Below are 18,568 nucleotides of genomic sequence, written 5' to 3' on the forward strand. Positions count from 1 at the left end.
TTAGTACGCTTTCGCGAAAGCGCACTCATAATTACAAAATACACAATGGGGTCAAAACAGCATAAATACGATATAGCATACCTAAGAATGGCTCGGGAGTGGGGAAAACTATCGTATTGTAATCGCAAGCAGGTGGGGGCAATAATCGTTAAGGATAAGATGATTATCTCAGACGGTTATAATGGCACACCCACAGGGTTTGAAAATGTATGTGAAGATGAAGAAAATAATACAAAATGGTACGTTTTACACGCTGAGGCAAATGCTATACTAAAGGTTGCAAGCTCAACTCAATCTTGCCACGGTGCAACTTTATATATCACACTGAGCCCTTGTAAAGATTGTAGTAAATTAGTCCATCAAGCAGGTATAAAACGTGTGGTTTACCATAGCGCTTATAAAGATCTTACAGGAGTAAAATTTTTAGAAAAAGCTGGCGTTGAGATAGTGCACCTTCAAGATATAGACTCATAATGAAAATAAAGCGCAAGTACATACCCATACTATTTGGTTTAGGCATCGCCCTAGGGATTTTACTAGGGAGTATGTTAGACTTTGGTTATAACGATACTGCGCTCTTTGCATCAAACTCAAAAAAGGAAAAACTCAATAAACTTATTGATTACATAGACTATGAGTATGTAGATGCCATAAATACAGATAGTATAGTAGATGTTACAGTAAACGGTATTTTAGATAATCTAGATCCTCACTCAAGTTATATACCACCAGATGAGTACCGGGCTGTAGAAGAAAATATGAAAGGCGATTTTGTGGGTATAGGGGTTAGTTTTTATCCATATAATGACTCTATTGCGGTCATACAAGCTATAAAAGGAGGTCCAAGTGCTAGAGCTGGAGTAAAAGGAGGTGATCGCATTGTATATGCAGATGGAATAGATTTATCTCAAAACACTATTACAGATGATTCATTATCTCGTATTCTTAAAGGAAAAGTACGCACACCTATTGAGATTAAGATAAAAAGACCAGGAGAAGAAGACTTGCTTACCTTTAATTTTAACAGAGACCGTGTACCTATCTCTAGCGTTATAGGTAGTTATATGCTTACTGATGATTTAGGATATGTAAAAATTAATCGCTTTGCAGAGTCTACTCATAAAGAGTTTGTAGATGCACTTACGGTTTTAAAAAATCAAGGTGCAACTAGTATTGCTCTAGATTTAAGAGATAATCCAGGAGGCTATATCTCGAGCGCAGAGGGGGTAGTAGATGAATTTTTAGAAGAAGATAAGCTCATATTATTTACTAAAAATAAATCGGGTAAGATATCTAATAGTTATACAGATAACGGTGGTCTTTTTGAAGACGGTGAAGTTTTCGTACTTATTAATGAAAATTCGGCAAGTGCGAGTGAAATCGTTGCGGGAGCACTTCAAGATAATGACAAAGGCATTATAGTGGGGCGCAGGTCCTTTGGAAAAGGCCTTGTGCAGCGTGAGATGGATTTGGGTGATGGAAGTGCGGTAAGGCTTACAATAGCTCGTTATTATACACCTACAGGTAGATCAATACAAAAACCGTATGAGCTAGGAGATAAAGATTATTATGAAGATTATCTTAACAGGTATGAAAACGGAGAGTTGCGCAGTGCAGATAGTATTAAAGTGGCAGACTCATTAAAATTTAGAACCCCAAAGGGTAAGATAGTTTATGGTGGCGGTGGTATTATTCCAGATGTATTTGTGCCTAAAAACACAGACTATGAAGTTGAACATCTTAACTACGTACTGAGGTCTGGTTATATGCGCCTCTTTATTTTTGAACAATTAGAAAAAGATAGGCCTTACTATAACTCACTATCTATGGAGCAGTTTAAAAATGAAGTTACCATTACAGATGCTGTAATAGAAGATTTTATATCTTTCGCTCGTTTTAGAAAAATTACGTTAAAGGCTAGTAATTATAAAGAATTGTATAGAAGATATCTCAAAGCTACTATGGCTGGACAACTCTTTGGTAACAATGCTTTTGAGATGATGGTTAATCAAGAAGACGATGTGATCAAAAAGGTCATTGCTCTTTCAAAAGAAGAATAAACTATGTTAATGGTAGTAGCCGTTTTTGTATATATAATTGCCATCATCTTTAGGTTGATGGATAATAGTGCTGGGCTACTCATACGTCACGGCATATCTGTAAGTCCTTTTTATTTAAAACCACCAGTCATCTTAGAGCAAATAGAGCAGCTAGAAGATAAAAAACTCATACGTAAATTACATCGTAACTTATGGTATCAAAAGTTGCACATAGCTTTTACGGTCTTAGCTATATTAACTTTAATAGTTGGCATTATATATGAGATATATAACCCATACATCATTTACCTAATGTAATTACTTACCGTGCTTTTCGGCTATCTTACGAGAAGTACGTAATATTAAGAGTAATAAAATTGCACAAGCACAGGCTATGATACCTATAAGTGCAATGCTACTATCTCCCTGTAAAGGGTTAGAAAAATCAAGCAAAGTGAGATTGTAAATAAGAAGACCTAGTGCTAGTAAAATACCTATAGGGATAATAAATTTCATACGTCTATTTGAAAAGTTCTTGAATGTTTGCAGTAAATAACTTTACAGCAATGGCTAACAAAATTACACCAAAAACTTTATGTATGATAGCAATACCGTTCTTTCCTAAAAATCGTTCAATGTGTCTTGACGTTTTAAGTACTAGATAAACAAGCAAGATGTTAAGAACGACAGCTATGAGAATATTCATAAGGTCATACTCTGCTCTTAGTGCTAGAAGAGAAGTAAGAGTACCAGGACCAGCAATAAGCGGGAATGCTAGCGGAAAAACAGAAACCGTCTTTTTACTAAGCGTATCGTCATCTTTAAAAAGGCTCACACCTAGTATCATCTCTAGTGCAATAAAAAAGAGAATAAATGAACCCGCAACAGCAAACTCAAATACATTAATACCTATAACACCTAGTATACTCTCACCTACAAAAACAAATAAGGTCATCACAATAAGAGCAACTAGCGCCGCTTTCTCACTCTGTATGTGACCTGCTTTCTTACGTAGTTTTAAAACAATAGGGATACTTCCTACAATGTCGATAACTGCAAAAAGAACCATTGTAGCGGTTAGAATCTCCTTTATATCTATTTTCATTAGTGCTTTTTTTAAGACGGCGCAAAGATACCTCATATTACACGCTACATCTTTCACTTTTGGTGTGAATAAATTGTAAAGTTTTATTAACGCTTTCGCGAAAGCGTAATTCTTAATTATCTTTATACAAGATATTTAAAATGAGTATCTTAAATGTTAACTTATGTGAGAATCTTAATCACCTTAGTGTTAGAATAGCAGGTCGCTCCTCTATGGATATAGATAAAATCTATTTGAATCAAAATTATTTAAATGATAAACTATAGTTAGAGAGCGCCTTTTAAAATACTTTTATAATTCACCTAGAAAATAAAAAAAATGAAAAACACAGAGACCTTTGACCTTAACGACCCATCTGCTATAGCAAAATGTCCTTTTTTAGGAGGAGCCCATAAACAATTTGCTGGAGGAGGAACAACAAATAGAGACTGGTGGCCTAATGAGCTTAGACTTAATGTGCTACGCCAGAATGCTACAAAATCTGACCCTATGGGTGAAGATTTTGACTATGCAGCTGCTTTTAAAAGTTTAGATTTTACATCCCTTAAAAAAGATGTTATAGATCTAATGACAGACTCTCAAGACTGGTGGCCTGCAGATTATGGTCACTACGGAGGATTTATGATACGTATGGCTTGGCACAGTGCCGGTACATATCGTATAGGTGATGGTCGCGGTGGATCAGGTTCTGGATCGCAGCGTTTTGCTCCGCTTAATAGCTGGCCAGATAATGGTAACCTAGATAAGGCTCGTTTACTTTTATGGCCTATTAAAAAGAAATATGGAAACAAAATATCTTGGGCAGACCTTATGATTTTAGCAGGTAACTGTGCGCTAGAGTCTATGGGATTCCCAACATTTGGTTTCTCAGGAGGACGTGAAGATGTCTGGGAGCCAGAGCAAGATATTTACTGGGGTAGTGAAGTAGAGTGGGGAGCAAACGATGCCCGTTATAAAGATGGTGATCTAGAAGCACCACTTGCAGCAGTAATGATGGGGTGGATTTACGTAAACCCAGAAGGCCCTAACGGAAATCCAGACCCTATGGGTTCTGCGGCAAATGTGAGAGAGACCTTTGGCCGTATGGCGATGAATGATGAGGAAACAGTAGCACTTGTTGCTGGAGGACACACTTTTGGTAAAGCACACGGTGCGGCAGATCCAGATAAGTACGTAGGTACAGAGCCTCACGGAGCTTCTATAGAAGAAATGAGTACTGGATGGAAAAACAGTTACAAAAGTGGAGTGCTAGATGACACAATTACCTCAGGTATTGAAGGTGCTTGGACTCCTAATCCAACACAGTGGGATGCAGATTATTTTGACGTACTGCTTAACTATGACTGGGAACTTACAAAAAGTCCTGCAGGAGCATACCAGTGGACTCCTACAGAAGAAAGCAACGCTAGAATGGCTCCTACAGCAGGAGATGCTTCAAAAAAGCAACGCCTTATGATGACCACGGCAGATATTGCACTTAAAGTAGATCCAGAATACCTTAAAATTTCTAAAAAGTTTCACGAAGATCATAAAGCTTTTGAAGATGCTTTTGCACGTGCTTGGTATAAACTTACACACCGTGATATGGGACCATTATCTAGATACTTAGGTCCAGAAATGCCTGGGGAGAAGTTATTATGGCAAGATCCACTTCCAGAAGCAAATGGTTATACATTAAGTGATGCACAAGTTGAGATCCTTAAGAGCGCTATTGCAGATAGTGACCTTACCATAGCAGAAATGGTAACAACAGCTTGGGCAAGTGCCTCTACATATAGAGATTCAGATAAAAGAGGAGGAGCAAATGGCGCACGTATTGCACTAGCACCACAGAGCCACTGGGAAGTAAATAATCCAGAGCAGCTCAACAAAGTACTTATCTTTCTTAAGGATATACAAAACACTTTTGATGGAGAGGTTTCTCTAGCAGATTTAATTGTACTTGCAGGTAGTGTAGGTATAGAGCTTGCAGCAATGAAAGCTGGAAGAGAGATTACGGTGCCTTTTACTCCTGGAAGAGTAGATGCTACTCAAGAAGATACAGATATAGATAGTTTTGGATATCTAGAGCCAAAAGCAGATGGTTTTAGAAACTATGTACAAAGCTCTCAGAAAGCACAAGCTGCCGAGACTATGCTTGTAGATAGAGCACAATTGTTAGGACTTTCAATTCCAGAGATGACAGTACTTGTGGGTGGATTAAGAGTTCTAGGTGCAAACTATGATGGGTCAAAAGTAGGAGTTTTTACAGATAGACCTGGAGAACTTACAAATGACTTCTTTGTAAACCTTCTTGATTTTACATACACTTGGAAGGCATTATCATCAGACGATACGTTGTTTTCTGGTACTGATAGACGTACTGGTGAGATGAAATTTACAGGCTCACGTGCAGATCTTATTTTTGGATCAAATACCGAGTTAAGAGCTGTTGCAGAGGTTTATGGAGCAAGCGACGGCGAAGATCGTTTTGTAAATGACTTTGTAAAAGCATTTGTAAAAGTGATGGATGCAGATCGTTTTGACGTGAAGTAATATAATTACGCTTTCGCGAAAGCGAAACAAAAAACAAAAGCCGACTTATCATAAGTCGGCTTTTTTATTGAATTTTTTACAAGCTAGAAATTGGTTTCAAAAAGTCCAAGACACACTTTAATACCTTGTCTCATATTACCTATGCGTATATTCTCATTAGGATTATGCTGGTTGTTGTCCATATTAACAAGAGGCAAGATAACGGTAGGAAGATTTAAGGTATTAATAAGCGGTACAATAGGCACCGTGCCACCCATCATACGTATCGTTACGGGCTCTTCATTAAAAACTTGTGTTAATCGCTGCCTCATTTTTACACCAAAATCTCCCTGCGGACTTGTTCTAAAAGCATTTACAAGGGTTTTAGTCTTAACAGTTGCTATGCGCTTGTAAGCAAGGCGTTCTTGCGCAGTAGGGAGTCTGTCTAGTACAAAATACCCCTCATTGCTTATGTGCTTTTTAATTTTATCTAGCTGGTCATCTCCACTTATTTCTGGTACAAGGCGCACATCAAGGTGTGCAGTTGCGGTGCTAGGCACTACGGTCTTGAGCCCTTTACCTGTCCAAGAGGTGTTGAGCTGTCTCACATTAAGTGTAGGATATTGTAGCGCTTCTTGATAATTTTTACCCACACTTTCGGCGCTGTGTAAGCCTAGTTTTTTATTAAAGCTAGCAGCGGTAAATGGCACAGACTGCATAACAATTGCTTCTTCTGGGCTTATAGTAATACCATCATAATAACCATCTATAAGTACCTTGCCTTCATCATCTTTCATACTTGAGAGTAAATGGGATAGTCTAAAAGCTGGGTTAGGTACATAATTACCATAGTGACCACTATGCTGTGGTAAAGCTGCGCCATAGGTTGTAATCTCACAAGTGGCTATACCACGACACCCAAAGGTAAGTGTAGGCTTATTAGAACTATGCGCAGGGCCATCCATCACTATAAAATAGTCTGCAGTATAGCGGCTTTTATAGGTGTCAAGAGTGCCTAGTAGAGCAGTAGAGCCATACTCTTCTTGAGGGTCAAAAATTACTTTGATATTAAAATTTGGTGTTTTGCCTTGCTCCTGTAATATTTTTAATGCGGTTATGAACATAAGGATAGGTGCTTTATCATCTGCTGCGGCTCTTCCATATATGCGCCATTCATCATTTATTTTTTGGCTTAATGCATCCCAGCCCATTGATGTCCAAGTTCCAGATGGGTCTTGTTTTTTTAACACAGGGGTAAAAGGATCTTCTTGATCCCAGACTGCGGGATTTACCGGTTGCCCATCTATGTGTACATAAAAAAGAATTGTTTTAAGCGCAGGGTCATATACTTTTTCTGCAAGTAGTATAGGCAATGTCTCGCTTTTAAGACGCGTAGTTGTAAAGCCTAGTGCCTCATATTTTTTTTCTACCCAAGCAATGTTTTCGAGCATAAGCTCTGGACTTTCTGGGAGATTAGGAATGCTCACAAAATCTTTGTGCTGTAATAAGGTTGCTTTAAGACGTTCATCTATAACCGCATCATAATTACTTTGGGATAGTGCAAAAAGTGGGGTTAGACATAATATGTACAAGAGCTTTTTCATAGGCTTAAATTATATGTTGACATTAGGTTTACGCTTTCGCGAAAGCGTACTTATCACTCTAGAAAGATACACAATAGGACTATGTGTAAAAAGTGTGGTTTCTAAAACTAAGTGCAAATTAAACCTTATGACAAATGCCAAAGGTGGGTTGAAAAATGTCTTATAGTTTTAAGCACAAGGCAGTATCTTTGCCATCTATGTTTCAACTCAAAAAAACCATCGTATCTGAAGACATCATCGAAAAAGATTTTGTCTGTAATCTTAATGCCTGCAAGGGTGAGTGCTGTATAGCTGGAGAGGCTGGCGCACCACTGGAGGAAGATGAGGTGAAGATTATGGCAGACATCTATGAGGAGGTAAAACCATTTTTACGCCCAGAAGGTATCGCCGCTATTGAAGCACAGGGTACATCAATCGTGCGTGATGGTGAGCTTGAGACCCCACTTGTAAATGGTGCAGAGTGTGTATATGTGACTTTTAATGATAAAGGCTGGGCAAGTTGCGGTATAGAAGATGCATATAACGCTGGTAAAGTAGACTGGAAAAAACCTATTTCTTGTCATTTATACCCTGTGAGGGTACAAAAGTATAGCTCATTTTCGGCAGTAAATTATCACCGCTGGCCTATTTGTGACGACGCCTGTACACTGGGGCAAGAACTTAAAGTACCCGTTTACAAGTTTACTAAGGATGCGCTCGTCCGTAAATTTGGTGAAGAATGGTATGCAGAGCTAGAAACTACTGCTGCAGAAATGGGTAAATAAGAGTAAGGTTACTGTAGTCTTATCTGTAGTATAGTTGTCTTATCTTTAGTCATCATAAGAAAAAGAAACTGCGATGTACTTTACTTCAAAACTACCAGATGTAGGTACCACCATTTTTACAGTGATGAGTAAGCTTGCTCATCAAGAAGGAGCTATTAATCTTGCTCAAGGCTTTCCTGGATTTAATAGTGATCCCAAGTTACAACAACTGGTAACTAAGGCTATGAGTGATGGGTATAACCAGTATGCACCTATGCCTGGAGTATATGGCCTACGCGAGCAAATAGCAAATAAGATAAATACATTATACGATAGTTATTATCACCCAGAAAGTGAGGTGACTGTGACCGCTGGGGCCACACAAGCTATTTATACCATTGTATCTGCTTTTATAAGACCAGGAGATGAGGTAATTGTTCTTAAACCAGCATATGATTGTTATGAGCCAGCAGTAACGGTAAATGGAGGAACTATAGTCCCTATACAACTCAAGGCGCCGTTGTATAAAGTAAACTGGAGTGCGGTAGAGCGTGCTATAACGCCTAAGACTAAGATGCTTTTTATAAACACGCCGCATAACCCTACTGGTACTATACTTGATAAGGAGGATATGATGGAGTTGTCTAGAATACTAAAAGGCACAGATATTATCTTGCTTAGTGATGAGGTGTATGAGCATATTGTTTTTGATGGTAAAAAACACGAGAGTGTAGCTAGGTATCCAGAGCTACGAGCACGTAGCTTTATTACTGCATCTTTTGGAAAAACCTTTCACAATACAGGGTGGAAAATGGGATATACAGTAGCACCTAAGGCATTAATGGAGGAGTTTCAGAAAGTACACCAGTTTAATGTTTTTTCTGTACATCACCCATCACAAAAAGCCTTTGCGACATATCTTAAAGAACCAGAACATTACTTGAGACTCAATGATTTCTTTCAGCAAAAGAGGGATTTATTTTTAGACCTAATTAAAGACTCACGTTTTAAAGTAACACCCGCTGCTGGAACTTATTTTCAAATGCTAGATTATAGCGAGATAACGCAGGAGGAAGATGTAGAATTTGCAAAGAGGCTCACAAAAGACCATAAAGTAGCATCAATACCAACCTCAGTCTTTAATCTTCATCAAGAAGATTTTAAAATGCTTCGTTTTTGCTTTGCAAAAGATAATGAGACCCTTAAAAAAGCAGCAACTATTTTATGTGAGATTTAATCATCTAGTCTTCTAGCCACCCAGCCTCTCACAAGCTCTGCAGTTATACCAAAGGCTACGTGAGCCAGAAACTCATTTGCTTGTAACTTTACTGGGATGTCTTCTGGAGCTTCTTCTAGACCCATAAGTGGTAATGATGTCTCGTGTGTAGCAAGATATGCTGTCGTTCCAAAGAGGGCGCCCTCCACCACATTAGTCTCTGGCCTGTCACGTTTTGCATAACCTAGACTCGCGCCTAGTGTTACTCCTATTGGGATGTTTACCAGTTGTTCTGCTAGATCCCGGTTTGAAGCGCTTACGGGTTCACCCGTGAGTTTTTCAGAAATATTATCTACTAGTTTAAGTTGCGCGCTTTCTGTGTTAGGCTGTCTTACTGGTAAAAAACGTTCGATTGCAGATTTTACAATAGTACCTGCAAGTCCACCTAGTACACCAGAGATAACTCCTCTCGAAGCGGTAGATGCCATTGTATCTTTTTCTAGCCAGTTTGATAATGCAGAGTTACTCATTGTAATATAGTTTTGGTTCGTGTTTTTAAATATAGTTTAGAACTTGAGCTTAGCGTCTTAAGAGAATTGTAATTAACAAGATTTTAGCGAGGCTACTAGATGAACAAAGGTTTTTACAATGATTACTTAAATCATATTATAGGCAAATATTATGATTGCTTGTGAGCGCGATATTTGTTTTGTGATTATATTTATACATTAAGTTAGTTGCCTGCAATATGAAAAAACTACTATTCATAATAATTTCGATTCTGATTTTTAGTTGTAAAACTGAAAAACAAAAAACGGAATTGAATAATCTTTCAATTGAAAATCAGACGGACGTAATTATCGACCCGATTGAATACCCTGCGAAGTTTAAATACGGACTTGACAGTATTCCGAAAATAATATACTCGAATATGAATCTGACTGACGAAAAAGGAACAGTTTGGATTTCAATTAAAATAGATAGTATCGGAAATCTTGAGAAACCGAAAATAATGAAAAGTGAAAATGAAAAATTAAACTCGGAAGCTCTAAGATTGGCTGAATTAATCCCAAACGAATGGAGTCCGGCTGAATTAGGTCCTGAACGAATAAAAATTGCTTCGAAATATAATTTTCCAATAAAATTCGATGAAGCAGTAAAAATATTATACTCAGAATGAAAAAAATACTGCAGGCAACAATGTATAACCGCAATTACGGCGGATTCGACTACGTCCGAATCCACTTGGAATTGTTCACGCCAGTTCTAAACCGAAAATTAACGTATATTAACCCGTAACTGACGGTCATACGAGACCGATAGCACAACATATTATGAATGACAAACTTTTTGATGCCATACGCAACGGAGATGTAGAGATGGTAAAAGCAATTATAACGGCACACCCAGAGCTTATTAATATAAAAGATCAACGTGGTTCAACGCCACTCTTACTTGCGACTTATTACGGTAATCAAGATATGGCAGAGGCTATGCTTAAGCACAAACCAGATCTTAATGCAAAAGATGCTTCTGGTAACACGGCCCTTATGGGTGTTTGTTTTAAGGGTTATGCGGCCATCGCAAAGCTCCTTATAGATCACGGAGCAGATGTAAATGCTAGAAATTTAAATAGTGCAACCGCTTTGATTTATGCAGCAACTTTTGCACAGTCAGAAATTGCACAGCTACTTATAGATAATGGTGCAGACACAAGCCACGTAGACGAGAAAGGAAACACCGCTTACGATCACGCAAAAATGCAAGGAGCAGAAAAGCTAATGGCTATTTTAGAAAGTAAGTAGTAAATTTACGCTTTCGCGAAAGCGTAATTCTCCATCTTTACGCACTCATTTTTAATCTATCCAAATTGCGAGAGGTCAAAATTTGCATAGTCTTTTACCCAATGCGTGCATCCATTTTTAAACATTGCGTCTTTGTTTTTTGTGCCTATTCCTAAAAAGTCTATCTCAAGATCTTGTGCAGCTTTGAGATCCCAAAGACCATCGCCCACAGCAATGATGCGCTCAAAACTAGAGTGACCATAATGTGCCTTAGACTTCTATATGGCTTCTTTTACAAAACCTACTCGAGATACATTTTCTAGTGAGGTAGCGAGTACTTCTGGTATAAATGGCACACCAGACCCTTCCATCTTTACCACTGTTGCTTTTGGGAAAGCTCCCGTACCATATGCAAAAGGAATCTTTTCGTTTATGAGAACCTCAAGTAATGTTGTAGCACCTTTTATCTCTGGCACAGAAGGGTGTTTTATGAGCTCTTCTCCCAAGAGTGTGTCTAGTGTGTACCGTAAATCTTGTGGTGCTTTCTTGCCAAAATTACGCTCATAATTATACTCTAGTGCATAGCGGTCTGTATGATGCAGGTAGTTGTCATAGTCTGTATCTATATCTTTAAGACCTATATCTGCAAGTACTTTGGTTATTACAGGTAAATAGGTGGGTATGCTGTCTGTAAGTGTACCGTCTATGTCAAATACAATAAGTGTGTCTTGATTAATCATCTAAAAAGGTGTTTTAATTTCATCTCGCCATCGCTGTTGAGCTTATGAACAATTTTTATAAAAGCAAGCGCCGTGATTAAAGAGTCTCCTACTGCGGTATGCCTGTCGTGTAGTGGTATTTTAAGAGCTTCGGCAAGCTCATCTAGGGTGTAGCGCTTGTCTTGTAGAGGTCTATTTACTGGGTGTACTAGTCTCTTGTATAAAATCTCTGTGTCGAGTTGTCTATTTTTTAGCCTGCCTAGCCCAGCTCTTTTAAGTGATTGATTTACCACTGCTACGTCAAAGCCTACGTGATGCCCTACCAGAATATCTGTGCCTATAAAATCTAGACACTGGGCAATGGCTTCTTTTTCATTTACCTTGAGGTAATTGCCTTGTTTTAAGATTCCGTGTATTTGTGCGCTGGCTGGATTGTAAAAGTCTTGTTTTAAAAACAGCTCGAGCGTGTCTGCCGCAATAACTTGATTACCTACCACGGCAACACCACCTAGGGAAAGAATGCGATCTTTTTTATAATCTAGACCCGTGGTCTCTGTATCAAAAACTACAAATCTTGTGTTTTGTAAACCCTTGCTATCTGCGGTTTTTTTAAAGAAGCTTTTTTCCTTTTTTTCTTTCGCGAAAGCGTCAAGATACTTTATCCAAAACTCTGGTTGTGAGTCATTATTTTTTAAGAATAAGGACATTTAGCTTAAGTTTTGAGTTTGAAATCGCACACGTAGTACTTCTTGCACATCCCGTAAGGGTTTAAAACATCTCTTGAGTTTAAGTTTATCAGATTTTGATAATGACTCTAGTTGTATAAAGCGGCCGCTATCTCCGTTTTTTAAACCTTGTTGTACTCTAAATTTAAGTAGTGCTTTAAATGCATAAGCACAACTTTCATATAACTCTCGGTTTTCTGATTCTAGCATTGCAAGTTGCTCGTATCTAGTAGAAGTTCTATTTACATTTTTGAGACCGTGATATAGAGAAAGCACTCTTGCTGCACCTATAAGAGGTGCCATTGCTCTGTTTTTTATATCAAATTCATCTTTATGAGCCCCATCACTTTCTACCAGAAAGTTTCTGAAAAAACTCACCGGCGGCGGATTTTTAAGCGCATCTTTTGCCATAAATCGATAAAAAATGGAGCTATCGCCTAGTAAACTGTAAATATGAGTAGTGAGCTCGTCAACGAGTTGCTGGCTTCCAAAGGTACGCCTGTAATCAAAAAAGATACCCGAGAGTAGCATACTCTCTGGTGAGGGGTCATATATCCAGCCTTTAAATTTTTCTTTCCACTCACTTATGGGTAAACAATACAAAGGGTTGCTCCCCATCATATCTGCAGGACAATAATCATAGCCTATTTTATGCAGGCGTTTGTTCATACGGTTTGCCAGTCTTAAGAAATAAGTTTTTGTGGCTTCTTCTTTTTCTGCGGGGACATTTTCATAAACAAGGGCATTATCTTGATCTGTATATAACAGCTGCTCTTCCCTGCCTTGACTCCCTAAAGCTAGCCAAGTAAAAGGCACTGGAGGGGGTTCGCTCATTTTGGCTAGTGAGAGTTCCATCGTGCGATATATGAGAGCACCTTTAAGCTCAGAGAAGATATTGAGTATGTGCGATAGTGGTAAGCCTTGGTCAAGGTAGTTGGTAAGTATCACTGTTGCTTTCTCCCAAGACATACGTAGGAGTTTAGTCTTTTCTGCTCTTTTGATTTCTTTAATAAGCTCTGCGGGACTATTACCAAATGAGACTACAATGTCGTGCTTGCTTAGTATCCCTATTATAGCGCTTCTATCTGTTCCATCTTTTGTAATTACGAGATGGTTTACTCCGTACTTTATAAGCATAAGCTGCGCCTGGCCCACTGTTATATCTCCAGGAGCGCACACCACGGGATGAATCATTATATCCTTTGTAAGTGTGCTTTTAGTGTCTGTACCACTTGCAATGGCGTTGCGCAGTTCTCTATTAGTCAAAATCCCAACAGGAAGCTCGTTGCTAGTTACAACCAGGCTACCTATCCTGCTAGATTGCATAAGTTGTGCTGCCTCTTGCACAGTAGCACTTGGGACACAACTTACTACATTCTTACTATAGTTTGCTTGCTGCAAGCCTAGCAAGTCTTGATTGCGATCGGGCTCATAGATGTTGAGTAAAGATCCGTTTTGTTGTAAGGTGTAAGGATCCTTTATGTTTGAAGCAAAGCTGGCGATGAGGTAATTTGAGATGGCTTTGTTCGCTTTCGCGAAAGCGGAAAACGCTTCTACCGGTATCGTGTAGATAATAGTTTCCTCATTTGCCGTTGCTGTGGTACGGTAGGTGTTCTCACTTGTTACTTTAAGGCCAAATAAATCGCCCTCATCACAAATGTCTACCACCTTTGTCTTATTACCAGAAGGTCTGGTGAGTTTTATGGCTCCTTGCTGAACGATATAAAAGCGATCACTATAAAGCTCGTCTCGAGAGAAAAGAATCTGATCTTTATCTAGATAGAGCACATTTGCAAGTGTAGATATATTAAAGAGATCGTCACTCGCCATAAACTGAAAGGGCGGGAATTGTTTTAAAAAATCATATATACGTGTTGCGATTGTGTTTTGCATAGACAGTGCGACGGTACGTAAAGATAATAATGAGTTGCTAGCTTTTATAATAGTACAGTGGTTTTATATAGGCATACGTTTTATCTTTAGGCTATGGAAAGAGATCAACTTAATGTAGCAATGATACAAAGCGATTTAATCTGGGAGCAACCCGCCCAAAATCGCTTAGCCTTTGAAAAGCACTTTACACAATTACCAGAAAACTGTGATCTCGCCATCTTGCCAGAAATGTTTACAACCGGTTTCTCTATGAATCCAGAACCTCTAGCAGAGACTATGGATGGCATCACAGTGCAGTGGATGAAAGCACAGGCAAAAAAATATAAAACGGCTATTTGTGGTAGTCTCATTATAGAGGAAAATGATTTGTACTATAATCGTTTTGTATTTGTAACTCCAGAGGGTACGGTAGATTATTACAATAAAAGGCACACCTTTAATATGGCCGGTGAGGGTAAAAAATATCAAGCTGGTGATGCGCCCATCACTGTCACCTACCTAGGGTGGGAAATACTATTGCAAGTTTGTTACGATTTGAGATTTCCTGTTTTTGCAAGAAATACATCAGGCTATGATGTGGTCTTATATGTGGCAAACTGGCCAGAGGCAAGAGTAGGAGCGTGGGATACTTTATTACAAGCGCGCGCTATAGAAAATATGGCCTATGCCATAGGTGTAAATCGAGTAGGTACAGATGCAAATAACCTTAATTATGTAGGTCATACCGCTGCATATGATGTGCTGGGTAAAACTATGGCTATTGCAAGAGTTGAAGAAAAGGTAGTGCTTGCTACACTTTCAAAAAACCACATTAAAGAAACAAGAGCAAAGTTGCCGTTTCTTCAAGACAAAGATGTATTTACTCTGGGGTAGGAGCTTCCTGTGGCTGTTCTTTAGGGAGTAGCTCAAATCGCTCCTTTGCAAACCAGCTAGGTCGCACTTCTATCTCACCAGGGTAGTTTATTATAATTTCTGGCTGTCTCTTTAGTAAGAAGTTACCAGAGTCAAAGACTTTATTCTTATTTGCATCTTCTACAAGGCGCACTTTATACTTACCAGGCTTGAGAAGCTTAAACTCAAATACCGTTTCTTTTGAACTAAAGCGCTCTTCTACCACCTTTTCTTGACTATCGAGCAACTGTACGATATATGGGAATGCTTGTGCATTTACTAGTGTGAGCTCTATATCACCGTAATCACCTATTTCCTTAGTTTGGGCTTTGTAGCGCAAGGTGTCATTCTTTTGTCCAAAGTAATCTGTAATCGCATTTGGTAAGACCGTAATACTATATCTCGTTTTTTCTTCCTTCTTGAAGTCAAAATCAATAGCTGTACTATTCTCTACAAGGGCGTAGTCAAACTCTATTTCTGTAGAGTCTTTTATTACAGTAATAAGCTCTTTGTTTATACTATCTATGGGGATATTACTCTGTATACGATAAGCCTTATTAAATAAAACTACATTTCGGTACTTAGATGAAAATGAGAGCGAGTCTAATCTTGGTTTTCTTATACGTGCTTGTAAGGTGTCTGAGTATCCGGGAGCAGTAGCGTTAAATATAAGAGAGTCTATTGCCAGCTTAGGCTTGTACCAGTAGTAAAGGGTGTCTTCACCTTTTTTAGTAATTGTTGAGGTGTGCTTGTCTCCTGCATCTGTTAGAAGGTTAATAACAATACTATCTCTATATCCCGTGGTTCCAAAGGCTATTCTGCCTTCTGCTGCGTGCTTAGGTCTTGAGGCTTTATAAGCAGGAGCCTCTGTAAATAACTTTAAAGTATAAGAAGAGTCTGTAGGAACGTTAATAAACTCTTCTACAAAGGCAATTTTATCCTTTTTAGGCTGGAAGGTATAGTTTGCATCCTCATCTTTGAGGCCTATAAGCGCATACTTTCCAGGCTTGAGGTAGTCTAGTGTAAAAGTGTCTAAACTATCTAGCGTATTAGTAACATATAGAGGAGGTTTGTTATAAACCGTTGAGTCTGTATAAGTACTATCTGCTTCGTAAAGCATTACAGTAACAAAGTTGTCTGGCTTTTCTGCCACAGCATCTATAATTTTTCCAGATACTTTAAGGCTATCTATGTAGTCTCCAGTAGACATCACATATTTAAATGATGGGAAAGGGTTTCCTTCATTATTATCCACAATACTTAGTCCAAAGTTAAATACATAAGTAGTGTTAGGAGCTAGCGTATCTTGAATGTCAATTTTGATATATTTTGAAGCAGATCCCTGTGGAGAGATGACTCTGTTTACAATAGGAGGCGAGATGATAAGCTGCTTGCGCAAGTCTTTGAGCTTTACATATTCATCAAAGTAAATGCGTATCTCATCTCCATCAAAGTTGGTTGTAAAGTTAGGCGGTGTCGCTTTTACAAACACGGGAGGTAGACTATCCATAGGCCCTCCATCTGGTGAGCCGCGTTTTGCACAATTTACCAGAGTGAGTGCCATACCCACGATTACAAGAGCAAAAACGGTTGCTCTTTTTAAGTTCATAAAGTACCAAGGGTTATCTCTCATCTATTTGCAAAGAAACAATTAATTTACCCAAAACGAAATACCTATTGCGCTATTGCCATAACAGCAATACTTAACTTAATATTAGGGATTTTAAGCAGCTGCAATGCGCAGGCCTCCAGCGTGGCTCCCGTAGTGAGTATGTCATCACATAATAAAATATGCTTTCCTTCTAGCGAGTTGTCTACCGCTACGGTAAAAGCATCGAGCACCTCGTCACTACGAGTAAAACGGCCTTTAAAAACTTGAGTCTTCGTATTCTTAGACTTTATAAGCACATCATCTCTATATGTTGCATTAAGTGACTTTGCAAGCGCTTTACCAAAACCGGATACTTGATTGTAACCTCTTGTTTTCTTCTTTTTAGGGTGTATGGGTACGGGCACAATACAATCTATTTCTTTATAGTTATCAAGAGTAGCAAGGTCTGCACCTAGCCAGTTGCCTAAAAAGTCGCTTATGTTTTTGTGACCTCTATACTTTAAGTTATGTAAGAGTTCTTGTACGGGACCTTTTTTCTCAAAATAAAATAAGGCTGTCGCTTCTTCAAGATTGAGACGCCCGTAAAATACTTTTTTTATTGCAGGGTCGTTGTACCTATGAAAATCTGTAAGAGGGAGTGTATGTCTACACTGTGTGCAAATCATGATTTCTGCCTCAAGAAGCTCATTGTCGCAAGATTTACAACTTTCAGGAAAAAACAGAGATCGTAAAGATTGTAGCAAGGTTTTACTTTTTTTTTCTAATTTAACGCCTTTGAGCGAATAATAGACCATCTATGCGTACTAAAAGTACCAATAATACTTTACTAATTCTTGTTATACTGCTATGTCTAGTTGTCGCTGGGTTAGGGTATTATACGTACGATTTTCAAAGTGAGGTGCAAAAGAGAGAAGCACAATTACTCACAGAGAAAGCACAAATAGCTACGCAACTTGAGCAAGAAATATCAAAATATAGCACACTGCTAGAAGAACGTGATGCGTTAAAAACAAACCTTAAACAAGCACAAGTAAGACTTATAGAGCTCAAAAAGACACTTCAAGGAGAAGATGTTACTAGGTCAAAGATGCGACAATTTCAGCTCGAGATACAAAAACTACGTAGGGAGCGTGAGTATTTTATTACCGAAAATGACAGCCTTACGCTAGAAACTAAAAGGCTGGCAACACTCCAGCAAGAGACACAAAAAGCACTAGATGATGCAAAGAAGTCTCAAGACAGTATTCAAAAATCTAATAGAGAGCTTGCAAACAGGCTCACACAAGGAGCAAAGCTCACCGTGAGTAACCTCGCTGCACGCGGCGTTATACAACGCAACAGTGGCAAATTTGTGATCACCTCTCGTGCCAGTCGAGTAGAGATGATACAAGTATGTTTTACGGTAAATGATAATCAACTGGCAGTAGCAGGTGATAAAATCTTTTATGTGCAAGTTCTTAACGAGCAGGGTAAAATGCTAGGTGTAGAGCGATCAGAAAAGTGGCCTAGTGGAGAAGAGATTGTGTACAATACAAAAACTAAAATCCCGTACTCAAATAAGGCCTATACCATATGTGAGCTAGTGCTTCCCGTACAGCAAATAGATAGAGGTGCATATACTGTGCGCGTTTTCCACGATCAAGCAATGTTGCTCTCTACAACCCTTACCTTAAAATAGGTTGCTTGCAATTTCCATAACTACAGATGGATTACTATTTTTACC

20 protein-coding genes are annotated in these 18,568 nt (G+C 38.7%); 10 read left to right on the forward strand and 10 right to left on the reverse strand.

Annotated elements, in window-relative coordinates; genetic code table 11:
• Positions 1 to 45 precede the first annotated feature (45 nt).
• From ABVM49_RS05545 to ABVM49_RS05555, 3 genes are read left to right on the forward strand one after another with little or no spacing between them, the layout of a single operon-like run.
• Entirely contained in the window at positions 46 to 474 is a 429-nt protein-coding gene (locus ABVM49_RS05545) for a dCMP deaminase family protein (RefSeq protein WP_035325946.1), read from the forward strand.
• Complete coding sequence (locus ABVM49_RS05550) at positions 474 to 2,060, forward strand: S41 family peptidase (protein ID WP_405203379.1); 1,587 nt, start codon at positions 474 to 476, stop codon at positions 2,058 to 2,060. The genes ABVM49_RS05545 and ABVM49_RS05550 overlap by 1 nt, the downstream gene beginning before the upstream one ends.
• Positions 2,061 to 2,069: 9 nt before the next feature.
• Entirely contained in the window at positions 2,070 to 2,357 is a 288-nt protein-coding gene (locus tag ABVM49_RS05555; RefSeq protein WP_237747094.1) for a hypothetical protein, read from the forward strand.
• On the opposite strand, the gene ABVM49_RS05560 is transcribed toward ABVM49_RS05555, so the two are convergent.
• Together ABVM49_RS05560 and ABVM49_RS05565 are read right to left on the reverse strand one after the other, a co-directional pair.
• Positions 2,358 to 2,555 (reverse strand): hypothetical protein, encoded by a 198-nt coding sequence (locus tag ABVM49_RS05560; protein WP_375252737.1) that lies wholly within the window; start codon positions 2,553 to 2,555, stop codon positions 2,358 to 2,360.
• Positions 2,556 to 2,559: 4 nt separating this feature from the next.
• Positions 2,560 to 3,144: a MarC family protein gene (locus ABVM49_RS05565; protein WP_405203380.1), complete on the reverse strand. Its 585-nt coding sequence runs from the start codon at positions 3,142 to 3,144 to the stop codon at positions 2,560 to 2,562.
• Between the two features lie 318 nt (positions 3,145 to 3,462).
• On the opposite strand from ABVM49_RS05565, the gene katG reads away from it, so the two are divergent.
• Positions 3,463 to 5,679 carry a catalase/peroxidase HPI gene (gene katG / locus ABVM49_RS05570; RefSeq protein WP_405203381.1) on the forward strand — a complete coding sequence of 739 codons (2,217 nt, stop codon included), beginning with the start codon at positions 3,463 to 3,465 and terminating at the stop codon, positions 5,677 to 5,679.
• 83 nt (positions 5,680 to 5,762) lie between these two features.
• On the opposite strand, the gene ABVM49_RS05575 is transcribed toward katG, so the two are convergent.
• The gene (locus ABVM49_RS05575) at positions 5,763 to 7,262 is read right to left on the reverse strand and encodes a M20/M25/M40 family metallo-hydrolase (protein WP_405203382.1); all 1,500 of its coding nucleotides are present in this window, start codon (positions 7,260 to 7,262) and stop codon (positions 5,763 to 5,765) included.
• Between the two features lie 197 nt (positions 7,263 to 7,459).
• Here ABVM49_RS05575 and ABVM49_RS05580 point away from each other — a divergent pair, with 197 nt between their 5' ends.
• Positions 7,460 to 8,026 carry a DUF3109 family protein gene (locus ABVM49_RS05580; protein WP_405203658.1) on the forward strand — a complete coding sequence of 189 codons (567 nt, stop codon included), beginning with the start codon at positions 7,460 to 7,462 and terminating at the stop codon, positions 8,024 to 8,026.
• A gap of 73 nt (positions 8,027 to 8,099) precedes the next feature.
• A complete protein-coding gene (locus ABVM49_RS05585; RefSeq protein ID WP_405203383.1) occupies positions 8,100 to 9,242 on the forward strand; it encodes a methionine aminotransferase in 1,143 nt (380 codons plus the stop codon).
• Here ABVM49_RS05585 and ABVM49_RS05590 read toward each other — a convergent pair.
• Entirely contained in the window at positions 9,239 to 9,751 is a 513-nt protein-coding gene (locus ABVM49_RS05590) for a DUF1440 domain-containing protein (protein WP_405203384.1), read from the reverse strand. The genes ABVM49_RS05585 and ABVM49_RS05590 overlap by 4 nt on opposite strands.
• A 218-nt stretch (positions 9,752 to 9,969) precedes the next feature.
• Here ABVM49_RS05590 and ABVM49_RS05595 point away from each other — a divergent pair, with 218 nt between their 5' ends.
• Both ABVM49_RS05595 and ABVM49_RS05600 read left to right on the forward strand, forming a co-directional pair.
• On the forward strand, positions 9,970 to 10,401 hold the full coding sequence (locus ABVM49_RS05595) for an energy transducer TonB (protein WP_380031938.1): 432 nt from the start codon (positions 9,970 to 9,972) through the stop codon (positions 10,399 to 10,401).
• A gap of 154 nt (positions 10,402 to 10,555) precedes the next feature.
• Positions 10,556 to 11,026, forward strand: a complete 471-nt coding sequence (locus ABVM49_RS05600) for an ankyrin repeat domain-containing protein (protein ID WP_405203385.1) — start codon at positions 10,556 to 10,558, stop codon at positions 11,024 to 11,026.
• A gap of 56 nt (positions 11,027 to 11,082) precedes the next feature.
• On the opposite strand, the gene ABVM49_RS05605 is transcribed toward ABVM49_RS05600, so the two are convergent.
• From ABVM49_RS05605 to ABVM49_RS05620, 4 genes are read right to left on the reverse strand one after another with little or no spacing between them, the layout of a single operon-like run.
• Positions 11,083 to 11,235 (reverse strand): hypothetical protein, encoded by a 153-nt coding sequence (locus ABVM49_RS05605; RefSeq protein WP_405203386.1) that lies wholly within the window; start codon positions 11,233 to 11,235, stop codon positions 11,083 to 11,085.
• Between the two features lie 48 nt (positions 11,236 to 11,283).
• On the reverse strand, positions 11,284 to 11,745 hold the full coding sequence (locus tag ABVM49_RS05610; RefSeq protein ID WP_405203387.1) for an HAD family hydrolase: 462 nt from the start codon (positions 11,743 to 11,745) through the stop codon (positions 11,284 to 11,286).
• Positions 11,742 to 12,431: a PolC-type DNA polymerase III gene (locus ABVM49_RS05615; RefSeq protein ID WP_405203388.1), complete on the reverse strand. Its 690-nt coding sequence runs from the start codon at positions 12,429 to 12,431 to the stop codon at positions 11,742 to 11,744. Before ABVM49_RS05615 ends, ABVM49_RS05610 begins: the two co-directional genes overlap by 4 nt.
• Positions 12,432 to 14,342, reverse strand: coding sequence for a DUF294 nucleotidyltransferase-like domain-containing protein (locus ABVM49_RS05620; RefSeq protein WP_405203389.1), 1,911 nt, complete (start codon positions 14,340 to 14,342; stop codon positions 12,432 to 12,434).
• A 93-nt stretch (positions 14,343 to 14,435) separates the two neighbouring features.
• On the opposite strand from ABVM49_RS05620, the gene ABVM49_RS05625 reads away from it, so the two are divergent.
• Positions 14,436 to 15,215, forward strand: a complete 780-nt coding sequence (locus ABVM49_RS05625; RefSeq protein WP_405203390.1) for a nitrilase family protein — start codon at positions 14,436 to 14,438, stop codon at positions 15,213 to 15,215.
• On the opposite strand, the gene ABVM49_RS05630 is transcribed toward ABVM49_RS05625, so the two are convergent.
• Both ABVM49_RS05630 and ABVM49_RS05635 read right to left on the reverse strand, forming a co-directional pair.
• A complete protein-coding gene (locus ABVM49_RS05630; protein WP_405203391.1) occupies positions 15,202 to 16,842 on the reverse strand; it encodes an Ig-like domain-containing protein in 1,641 nt (546 codons plus the stop codon). The two genes, ABVM49_RS05625 and ABVM49_RS05630, sit on opposite strands and share 14 nt — an antisense overlap.
• A gap of 65 nt (positions 16,843 to 16,907) precedes the next feature.
• Positions 16,908 to 17,510, reverse strand: a complete 603-nt coding sequence (locus ABVM49_RS05635; protein WP_405203392.1) for a ComF family protein — start codon at positions 17,508 to 17,510, stop codon at positions 16,908 to 16,910.
• A 131-nt stretch (positions 17,511 to 17,641) separates the two neighbouring features.
• Here ABVM49_RS05635 and ABVM49_RS05640 point away from each other — a divergent pair, with 131 nt between their 5' ends.
• Complete coding sequence (locus ABVM49_RS05640) at positions 17,642 to 18,523, forward strand: hypothetical protein (RefSeq protein WP_405203393.1); 882 nt, start codon at positions 17,642 to 17,644, stop codon at positions 18,521 to 18,523.
• The last annotated feature ends 45 nt before the right edge of the window (positions 18,524 to 18,568 follow it).

It is taken from the genome of Dokdonia sp. LLG6352-1, assembly GCF_045055815.1.
GTDB lineage: Bacteria > Bacteroidota > Bacteroidia > Flavobacteriales > Flavobacteriaceae > Dokdonia > Dokdonia donghaensis.